The following is a 9,037-nucleotide window of genomic DNA, read 5'->3' as shown; positions in this document are numbered from 1 at the left end:
CTATCGACTCCCTGGGTGAAGTCGGTGATAGTATCAAAACTCGCTACAGATAAGTTGGTTCTATTAGATTCATTGGGGGAGTTATATAGGAATACATCACTACCCGCCCCACCTGTGAGGGTATCACTACCCGCCCCACCGGTGAGGATATCATTACCCGCCCCACCGGTGAGGATATCATTACCCGCCCCACCGTTGAGGATATCATTACCCGCCCCACCGTTGAGGGTATCATTACCAGCAGTACCGGTTAAAGTTCGATCTGTGACTACATTAAGGGTAGTCAACTGGGATAAATATTCTTGAATTTCCGTGAGACCACGGGTAGCATTAGCGGCTATGGCTCCATCTGTCAATCTATCTCCAGAAAAGGCTGTACCAAAGAGAAAACGTACCACCATAATCCCGTCGGATAGGGCATTGATTTGACCGTTACCGTCAATATCTAAGTACTTATTGTCTACCGCTTCCTGTAAATATTCTCGAATTTCAGTGAGATTACGGGTAGCATTAGCGGCTATGGCTCCATCTGTCAATTTATCCCCAGAAAAGGCTGTACCAAAGAGAAAACGTACCACCATAATCCCGTCAGATAGGGCATTGATTTGACCGTTACCGTCAATATCAAGATTCCATTGCCGCTTGTCTACCATAATGGGGCTAGTAGCTAGCCGATAATTAGCCGCTAAAGAACTAGCTGTAACCTGCAATTGTGTACCTTCAAAGTTGGCTCCGGCGGTAAAATTGAAGTCTCCTAATTTCAACGGTAGGGGTTCGTTAGGCCAGTTACCTTGAATACTAGAGTAAGGTATTTCTAGGTAAGTGTCTGTATTGGGGTTATTATCCAAGTCGTTGTTATCGAGAGAGGTAACGATATCACCAAATAAGTCAGTATCCCAGAGGTTATTGACGCCGGTGTAACTTAGGTGACTAGAGTTGTAATGTAAACGTAAACCAATACCAGTTAAGGTATTGTCACCTGTGGAAGTACTGTAAAATAGGGGGATACTAACAGTATTACCAGAGGATGCCGCCAGGTTTTCCGCTGAAGAGATTTGTTGAAAGCGATCATCTTCTAAAATAGTTCCCCTCGCACTACCCGTTGTAATAACAGCATTATTGGTGGGGTTGGATAAAATGACGCTGAAGGTTTCATCTCCCTCAAAGATATTGTCACCAGTGACGTTAATGGTAATATCTTTCGAGAGTTCTCCCGGATTGAAGGTAACAGTGCCTGATGGTAAGATGTTCCCAAAGTCCAACCCATCTGCATTGTCACTACCTGGTATTATTACTACATTCCAGTTAACACTATTTGTGGTCGTGGAATTACCAGAACGGCTAATGGTGAAGGTAAAGGGGGTAGTATTCTCGTCGCCTTCAATTTTGCTCGCACTTTTAGCAGCAATTCCCAGACCAGTGGTCTGCTGAATTATAATTGGTGGCGCTTCGAGTGTATAACCAGTGGCTGTCTCTGTTGAAGTCACCTTGATTTGAGTGCCATCAAAGTTCTCAGTAGTAGTAAAGTTGAAGTCCCCTAATTTTAACGGTAGAGCTTGGTTAGGCCAGTTACCCGAAATTTCAAAATAGGCAAATTCGATATACCGATCGCTTTGGGGGTCGTTGTCAAAGTCGTTATTATCAGCTTGGTCGGCTACCGGAGAGAATACACTGGTGTTAAAGAAGTTTTGGACATTTTGGAACCTCAGTTCACTAGAATTATAGTGCAACCGCAGACTAATACCAGTCAGAGTATTATCACCTGTTGAGGTATTATAGCTCAGGGGCAAGGTAAAATTAGAACCTGGTAGAGCATTTGGTTCATCGAGCGATGAAATTATTTGTTGTGACATAGTATGCACCTGTTAACATTAATGAATGAAAAATTATTACCCTGGGAATTTTCGTAGATTCTACCCCTTAGAGGCTGTTTAGAAAATATTAAACAACTCAATGCCTGTGACGTGAAGGTTACCACCCTGTGGGTATTTCACGATCACAAAAATTATACAACAGGTAGATACACAAGGCAACCAATGACTTCTGTCATGGTCAAAACCTGACCCTTCTTGGTAGGATGAGCAGGGTCAGGGGGTGGGTGAATGATGATTCCTCTGAAGATTGACAAAATTCACCCAATTTGTTATTAATTATAATTTGTGCAAACTATAATCTGATAATATAATCTCTTGGCTAACGTAATTGTCATAGGTGCCCAATGGGGCGACGAAGGAAAAGGTAAAATCACAGACTTACTCAGCCGCTCCGCAGATGTGGTAGTACGTTACCAAGGGGGAGTGAATGCTGGACACACAATAGTGGTGGAAGGTCAGACATTTAAGCTGCACTTAATCCCCTCTGGTATTTTGTATCCCAATACGGAATGTATTATTGGCTGTGGAACGGTGATAGATCCACAGGTGTTGATAGCAGAATTGGATAAACTGGAAAAATTAAATATTTCTGCTGCCAATCTGTTAATATCAGAAACAGCCCATGTAACAATGCCCTATCATCGGGTAATTGACCAGGCATCAGAGGAGCGGCGAGGAAGTTATAAAATCGGCACGACGGGGAGAGGGATTGGCCCGACCTATGCGGATAAATCCGAGCGTACAGGGATTAGGATGTTAGACTTGATGAACCCGGAAGCCCTACGGGAGAAGTTGGAATGGACGATTAATTATAAAAACGTTATTTTAGAAAAACTTTACAATCTACCACCCCTAGACCCCCAAGCAGTAATTGAGGAATATATGGGTTATGCCGATCGCTTACGGCCTTATGTGGTGGATACATCCCTAAAAATATATGATTCAATTTTGCGTCGCCGCAATATCCTGTTTGAAGGGGCACAAGGAACCCTGCTAGATTTAGATCACGGGACTTATCCCTATGTGACTTCCTCTAACCCGGTAGCAGGTGGGGCTTGCGTAGGAGCGGGGGTAGGGCCGACAATGATAGACAGGGTAATTGGTGTGTCTAAAGCCTACACGACTAGGGTAGGAGAAGGGCCTTTTCCCACGGAGTTAGATGGAAAAATCGGGGAATTGTTGTGCGATCGCGGAGCGGAATTTGGGACAACAACGGGACGCAAGCGGCGCTGTGGGTGGTTTGATGCGGTGATTGGTCGCTATGCGGTACGAATTAATGGTATGGATTGTATGGCCATTACCAAGCTGGATGTTCTGGATGAACTAGAAGAAATTCAAGTCTGTGTCGCCTATGAAATAGATGGCGATCGCTGTGAAAACTTTCCCACCAGTTCCCGTCGATTTGCGCAATGTCGCCCCATCTATAAAACCCTACCAGGATGGCAAGTATCCACTAAGGAATGTCGTACACTGGAAGACTTACCACCCCAAGCCCTAGACTACCTGAAATTCTTAGCGGAATTGATGGAAGTTCCCATCGCGATCGTCTCCTTGGGAGCTAGTCGCGATCAAACCATTATTGTGGAAGATCCCATACACGGACCTAAACGTGCTTTATTGTACGGTGACGGTACACCCGCTGCTTAATTAAGTAGGGAGTGTAAGACAGATGGGGAGGCGCTTGTTTATATGATCAAGTGCAAATGTCAACAACTGATAACTAATAACTGACAACTTCTATGGCGATTAAAGTCGAATCTCAAAAGCGACCAGAAGGGAGCAAACCTAATGCTTTACGTCGTTCTGGTCTGATACCTGCTAATTTGTACGGTCACAAAGGTACAGAATCAATTTCTTTAGTAGTGGAAGCTAAAACTGTGGAGCGTCTGCTCAAACAAGCTGGTGTAAATAAAACAGAAATTGAACTAAATATCCCTGAACTGGAGTGGACTGGTACAACTGTATTACGAGAAGTGCAATCCCATCCTGCTAAGGGTTTTATTTACCATCTGAGCTTTTTTGCATCTGCTCAAAGTTAATGCTGTGGTGTAAGTTGTAAAAAACACCACTAAAAAATCTCATGATTGCTGATGATACCAGGGTTCAACCCTGGTTTTTTATTGAAAGTGTGAGAATATGGGTTTATGAGTTGGTCTTTGACCTTGTACAATCCCTGCACCTGGGGGATTTATGTGAAATTTTTGTAACTATCCAACCCACGGTTTTTTTATGACACCAGCAAATCTTCCAGTTTTAATTCAGCAGATGTTACAACCGGGATTTTATCCCCACCCAGTCACAGAACCCATAGAACTGATTCAAACTCATATTTCCTATGTACTGCTTACGGGAGATTATGCCTATAAGTTGAAAAAAGCAGTAAATTTTGGCTTTTTGGATTTTTCTACTCTAGAAAAACGCAAGTATTTTTGTCAAGAAGAGTTGCGTTTGAATCAACGGGGCGCGGCTGAATTGTATTTAGAAGTATTACATATAACTGTATTTGATGGGCAATATCACTTAGAAGGAGCAGGAAAGCCTGTAGAGTACGCCCTAAAAATGCGCCAGTTTCCCCAGGATTTACTCTTGAGTACACTATTTGATCAAGGTAAGTTAACAGAGGCTGACTTAGAGAATCTAGGTAAAGTAGTGGCGCAATACCACGCTAAATCTACAACAACTAACGATTATATTCGCAGTTTTGGCGAAGTGCCGCAAGTGCGGGCGGCAATTGATGAGAATTATCAACAAACAGAAAAGTATATTGGTGGACCCCAGACACAGCAACAGTTTCAGGAAACCAAAAAATATACAGATAATTTTTTCTTAGAACATCCAGAATTATTTACCAGTAGAATTGAAAATAACTACATTCGTGAATGTCACGGTGATTTACACCTGAGAAATATTGCTTTATGGCATGATCAGATGGTTCTGTTTGACTGCATTGAATTTAACGAGCCGTTTCGCTTTGTGGATGTCATGTATGATGTGGCGTTTACGGTCATGGATTTGGAGGCGCGAAACAGCCCTAATTTAGCTAATGTCTTTTTAAACACCTATGCGGAGCAAACTGGTGATTGGGAAGGATTGCAGTTATTACCTTTGTATTTAAGTCGTCAGGCTTATGTTCGGGCTAAGGTGACTTCATTTTTGTTAGATGACCCCAATATACCAGAAACAGTGAAGGCAGAGGCGGCAAAAACGGCAGCAGCATATTATCGCCAAGCTTGGGAGTATACTAAATCAAAATCAGGAAAACTGATTTTAATGTCTGGGTTATCCGGTTCTGGGAAGTCTACAACGGCTAAATATTTGGCGCGTAAATTCCAGGCGATTCACATTCGCTCAGATGCGGTGCGTAAACATTTAGGGGGGATTTCTGTTTGGGAGCGTGGTGGGGATGATTTATATACCCCAGAAATGACTCAAAAAACCTATGGCCGGTTGCTGGATCTGGGAATTATCCTGGCTCGCCAAGGGTTTAATGTAATTTTAGATGCTAAATATGATAAACAAAACCTCCGACAAAATGCCATCGGGGAAGCGGAAAAATACCAAATTCCCCTGGAGATTATATACTGCACTGCACCTTTAGCAGTTGTGCAAGAGCGTCTGGCTCAACGTACTGGGGATATTGCTGATGCTACTGTAGATTTATTAACATCGCAGCTAGAGCAGGCGGAAGCATTTACCAGGGAGGAAATGCCCTATGTGCAGATTTGGGATACCACTGCATCACCACAGGCATAATTAAAATCAGTAGTTTACAGTGTTTGTAAGTCTATGGCAACTAAAGGTTTACCGCCTATCTCACCGGAATTCTTTTCTCAACTGATATTTGGGGGATTTTTAATCTTCATATTGCTCATGGCGGGCTTTTCACTACCCCTGAGTATCTTTTTGGGGATTATTGCTGGTTTTGTGTTGGGTTGGTTCACAAGTTCTACTAAAAATAGCCCCCGGGAACCTGCTATACCCTCCTCTGATGGTATTGACGCGGGACTAAAATATTGGTTGTTTTTCTTGGTGGGGTTTGTGTTGTTGGGGTATTCTGCACCCGCTGGGATCTTCCTAGGTGCAATGGCCGCTCTGGGTGGGGGTTGGATGACTGCTTGGTGGGGTTGTAAGGAGCCTATGAATACTCAGCTACCTATGGAGGTTTTAGATGTTGATGTGAATGAAGGCCCTAGGGAGAGAATTACTAAACAGCAAACTAGAAAAGTCTCCCGTCGTTATCGTCGGACTTCTGGAAGTTTCAATTTCCGGTTTTGGGAAAAATGAGGGAATATGTTTTTAGAGAGGGCAGGTAGGATACCCACCCCACAAGATTTATGATCTGAAGCTGTGTATTTTATTTATTTGAAACGTGCTGTATCTGTCTAAGTTACTACCACTGTTTTTTTATCCCCTGGGACTGGTTACTATTGGTTTAATGCTGGCATTGGTGACAGTATGGAAACGTCCCACCCTGGCCGCCATGGCGATTAGTTTGGCTTTAATTATATTGCTGGTTTCTAGTAATGCTTGGGTGGCTAAGTCCGTGGTGCGATCGCTAGAATGGCAATATCTCCCTACAAGTCCAGTACCCACCGCTCAAGCAATTGTAGTTTTAGGTGGTGCGACTAGCTCCCCTGACCCTCCCAGGGTAACTGTTGATTTGAATGAGGCGGGCGATCGCATTATTTATGCAGCCCAATTATACCGCCAAAACAAAGCCCCCATCATTATTGTCACTGGGGGTCGCATTGACTGGAGTGGTAACAGTTCCCCAGAATCTGTAGATATGGCGGATGTGCTGACATCAATTGGGATCCCATCGGAGGCGATTATTCAAGAACCGGAGGCTCTCAATACATATGAAAATGCTGTGAATGTTCAGCAGATTTTAACAGCACGTGGTATTAGTAAGGTATTGTTAGTTACTTCTGCAATGCATATGCCGCGATCTGTGCAAATTTTCCAACGTCAAGGTATCGATGTGATTCCCGCACCGACTGATTTTCAGGTGAGTAAAAATGAAATGGCAGCCATGACTAGAACCCCCAAAGCTGCTATCCTGAACTTATTGCCTGATGTGGTTAACTTACGGTTATTTACCAGTGCCATCAAAGAATATATTGGTATTTGGGTCTATGGTTGGCGTGGTTGGTTGTAACCAGTTAGAATGTTTAGGGAGTTGGTGCTATTATCATGATGTCTGAAAATTTACCTTATATTGTGCCATCGCCTCAGTGTGAAGTTGATGCTGACTTTTCGCACTATCACACAACTTACCAATTCTACGCAGAAGTTGAGACCCGCTCAGAGTTTGAGAGTTATTGCGCTTGGTATTACCAAACAGCAGCACAGCATCGTCAAGAGTTAGAGAAAATGCGCGGCGAATTGAATATTTTTCAGTGGTTTCGCCGCTCGTGAGTAATTTACATGACTTCTAACTCATTTTCACGCAGGTGAGCTTTAAATTTTTTACTAAACTGCACTAGAATCGGTAAGTTAGCGCTGACAGGTCTACCTTTCCATTCAGTAGCAATATTCACGACTTCGCCTTCTGTATCTTTGAGATCAAAAGCCTCACCCCGATGTTCAGGATGATGATAAACTACTACTGACTCTTTAACACGGATGCGATCGCCTACTTTGATCACCACATCTCCACTTGGTTTTTGCTGTTCCATAAGCATCTCCACAGTCACTCCTTACTGAAACTGCTAAAAAAAACTGTTTGTAATATTCACTAATATACAAACAAAGCCTGCCCATGCAGGCTTTAATAGTCATTAGTGAGGGACATTCAGATCATTAAAAATCCGTTTTACTGTTGCTGTGCGCTTTAAATACAAATGTTATTCTACAATAAATAGTTACTAGTTTTCTCAACTGAAAATATATCTTTAACTAGCGGGGTATGTTGTTACCGATAGTGGGGGAACCAAGCCCAGCAGCAGACTGGAAAAACCTATTCCCTAATTTTGGAGGACACACCTAATAAAATTAATCAATATTAATTAAGATTTAGTGGGTTAAGGATACGGTTAAAGTGTAAGTGGATTTGATCCAAGCAATGAATTTAGGTGAATCTAGAGTCTAGAATGGTGCTATGCCTATGCCAAGTTATACCTTAATCTGGCTGTTGGCGGGAGCTGTTCTGTGTTTAATGGAACTGTTCTTACCATCGGCTTTTGTGGAATTCATGATGGGAATTAGTGCCTTAATGGTGGCGCTACTGTCTCTAGCGGGTGTGGGTAGTTTAGGGTTGCAAGTTGCAGCTTGGTTATTACTGTCCACAGTTTTGATTGTGCTTTCTCGTCGCTTTTTGCAACCGCGAGGACGCAAATCAAAAATAGTGGATACAGTTGTAGCTCAAACCTTAACGGAAATTCCCCCTGGGGAAACCGGACGGGTGCTATATGAGGGGAATTCTTGGCGCGCACAATGTGACGACGAGCAACTGTACATAGCACCCCATCAAAGAGTTTATGTAGTCAGAAGAGAAGGCACTACTTTGATTGTAATGCCTGATTACCTATTGCGTTAAGTGGGCGCTTGTACAGTTGTTCACACAGACATGGCATGAGAAGTTAGGAGAATGTAAAATATGAATGAATTTTTCTTGCTAGTATTTCTGGCTCTTGGTGGTTCTGCAGTTGCAGGATCTGTAAGAGTCGTGAATCAGGGTAATGAGGTATTAGTAGAACGATTAGGGAGCTATAATAAAAAGCTTGGCCCAGGGCTGAATTTTGTGATGCCTTTTTTGGATAAAATCGTTTATCAACAAACTATCCGCGAAAAAGTTTTAGATATTCCTCCCCAAAAATGTATTACCCGCGACAATGTGGGGATTGAAGTGGATGCGGTGGTTTACTGGCAGATTGTAGACATGGAAAAGGCATGGTATAAGGTGGAAAACCTGCAAGCAGCCATGACAAATTTAGTACTAACTCAAATTCGCTCGGAAATGGGACAACTGGAGTTAGATAAAACTTTTACCGCCCGGTCTCAAATTAATGAAATATTATTGCGTGTGCGATTCGTTCTTCCTAAATGAGCATTTATGCTCAGGGACGGAAGGTAAGACTGGGTAAAACCAGACTCTTATAACTGTGTGTTCATGTGGGTGAGAATCCCACCCCCTAGGTGCAAGGGTGACAGCATCTTCCTTA

The 9,037-nt window shown here is 42.9% G+C and carries 9 protein-coding genes and 1 pseudogene; 8 read left to right on the top strand and 2 right to left on the bottom strand.

Going from position 1 to position 9,037, the window contains the following annotated elements:
- The coding region (locus tag NWP22_RS02415; protein ID WP_280801465.1) for a Calx-beta domain-containing protein at nucleotides 1-1,853 on the bottom strand (1,853 nt) is incomplete at its 3' end.
- A 336-nt stretch (nucleotides 1,854-2,189) separates the two neighbouring features.
- On the opposite strand from NWP22_RS02415, the gene NWP22_RS02410 reads away from it, so the two are divergent.
- The 6 genes from NWP22_RS02410 (at nucleotide 2,190) to NWP22_RS02385 (ending at nucleotide 7,292) form a co-directional block, all read left to right on the top strand.
- Nucleotides 2,190-3,521, top strand: coding sequence for an adenylosuccinate synthase (locus tag NWP22_RS02410; RefSeq protein ID WP_271734171.1), 1,332 nt, complete (start codon nucleotides 2,190-2,192; stop codon nucleotides 3,519-3,521).
- 92 nt (nucleotides 3,522-3,613) lie between these two features.
- Nucleotides 3,614-3,913, top strand: a complete 300-nt coding sequence (gene rplY, locus NWP22_RS02405; protein WP_271734170.1) for a 50S ribosomal protein L25 — start codon at nucleotides 3,614-3,616, stop codon at nucleotides 3,911-3,913.
- A 190-nt stretch (nucleotides 3,914-4,103) separates the two neighbouring features.
- Complete coding sequence (locus tag NWP22_RS02400) at nucleotides 4,104-5,627, top strand: bifunctional aminoglycoside phosphotransferase/ATP-binding protein (RefSeq protein ID WP_280801464.1); 1,524 nt, start codon at nucleotides 4,104-4,106, stop codon at nucleotides 5,625-5,627.
- A 33-nt stretch (nucleotides 5,628-5,660) separates the two neighbouring features.
- Nucleotides 5,661-6,158: a hypothetical protein gene (locus tag NWP22_RS02395; RefSeq protein WP_271734168.1), complete on the top strand. Its 498-nt coding sequence runs from the start codon at nucleotides 5,661-5,663 to the stop codon at nucleotides 6,156-6,158.
- A gap of 85 nt (nucleotides 6,159-6,243) precedes the next feature.
- On the top strand, nucleotides 6,244-7,032 hold the full coding sequence (locus NWP22_RS02390; RefSeq protein WP_280801463.1) for a YdcF family protein: 789 nt from the start codon (nucleotides 6,244-6,246) through the stop codon (nucleotides 7,030-7,032).
- A gap of 38 nt (nucleotides 7,033-7,070) precedes the next feature.
- Nucleotides 7,071-7,292 (top strand): hypothetical protein, encoded by a 222-nt coding sequence (locus tag NWP22_RS02385; RefSeq protein WP_271733276.1) that lies wholly within the window; start codon nucleotides 7,071-7,073, stop codon nucleotides 7,290-7,292.
- Between the two features lie 5 nt (nucleotides 7,293-7,297).
- Here NWP22_RS02385 and NWP22_RS02380 read toward each other — a convergent pair whose 3' ends face one another.
- Nucleotides 7,298-7,570: a ferredoxin-thioredoxin reductase variable chain gene (locus NWP22_RS02380; RefSeq protein WP_271733275.1), complete on the bottom strand. Its 273-nt coding sequence runs from the start codon at nucleotides 7,568-7,570 to the stop codon at nucleotides 7,298-7,300.
- Between the two features lie 410 nt (nucleotides 7,571-7,980).
- On the opposite strand from NWP22_RS02380, the gene NWP22_RS02375 reads away from it, so the two are divergent.
- Complete coding sequence (locus NWP22_RS02375; protein ID WP_271733273.1) at nucleotides 7,981-8,412, top strand: NfeD family protein; 432 nt, start codon at nucleotides 7,981-7,983, stop codon at nucleotides 8,410-8,412.
- Between the two features lie 60 nt (nucleotides 8,413-8,472).
- Nucleotides 8,473-8,898, top strand: a pseudogene (locus NWP22_RS02370) (paraslipin); the annotation flags it as partial.
- Nucleotides 8,899-9,037: the final 139 nt, after the last annotated feature.

The organism is Anabaenopsis tanganyikae CS-531 (genome assembly GCF_029891675.1).
GTDB lineage: Bacteria > Cyanobacteriota > Cyanobacteriia > Cyanobacteriales > Nostocaceae > Anabaenopsis > Anabaenopsis arnoldii.
This window is presented reverse-complemented; position numbering and strand designations above follow the sequence as displayed.

Coding starts and splice junctions, on each gene's coding strand:
- rplY (WP_271734170.1), top strand. CDS start 3,614: ATGGCGATTAAAGTCGAATCTCAAAAGCGACCAGAAGGGAGCAAACCT.
- NWP22_RS02400 (WP_280801464.1), top strand. CDS start 4,104: ATGACACCAGCAAATCTTCCAGTTTTAATTCAGCAGATGTTACAACCG.
- NWP22_RS02395 (WP_271734168.1), top strand. CDS start 5,661: ATGGCAACTAAAGGTTTACCGCCTATCTCACCGGAATTCTTTTCTCAA.
- NWP22_RS02385 (WP_271733276.1), top strand. CDS start 7,071: ATGTCTGAAAATTTACCTTATATTGTGCCATCGCCTCAGTGTGAAGTT.
- NWP22_RS02375 (WP_271733273.1), top strand. CDS start 7,981: ATGCCAAGTTATACCTTAATCTGGCTGTTGGCGGGAGCTGTTCTGTGT.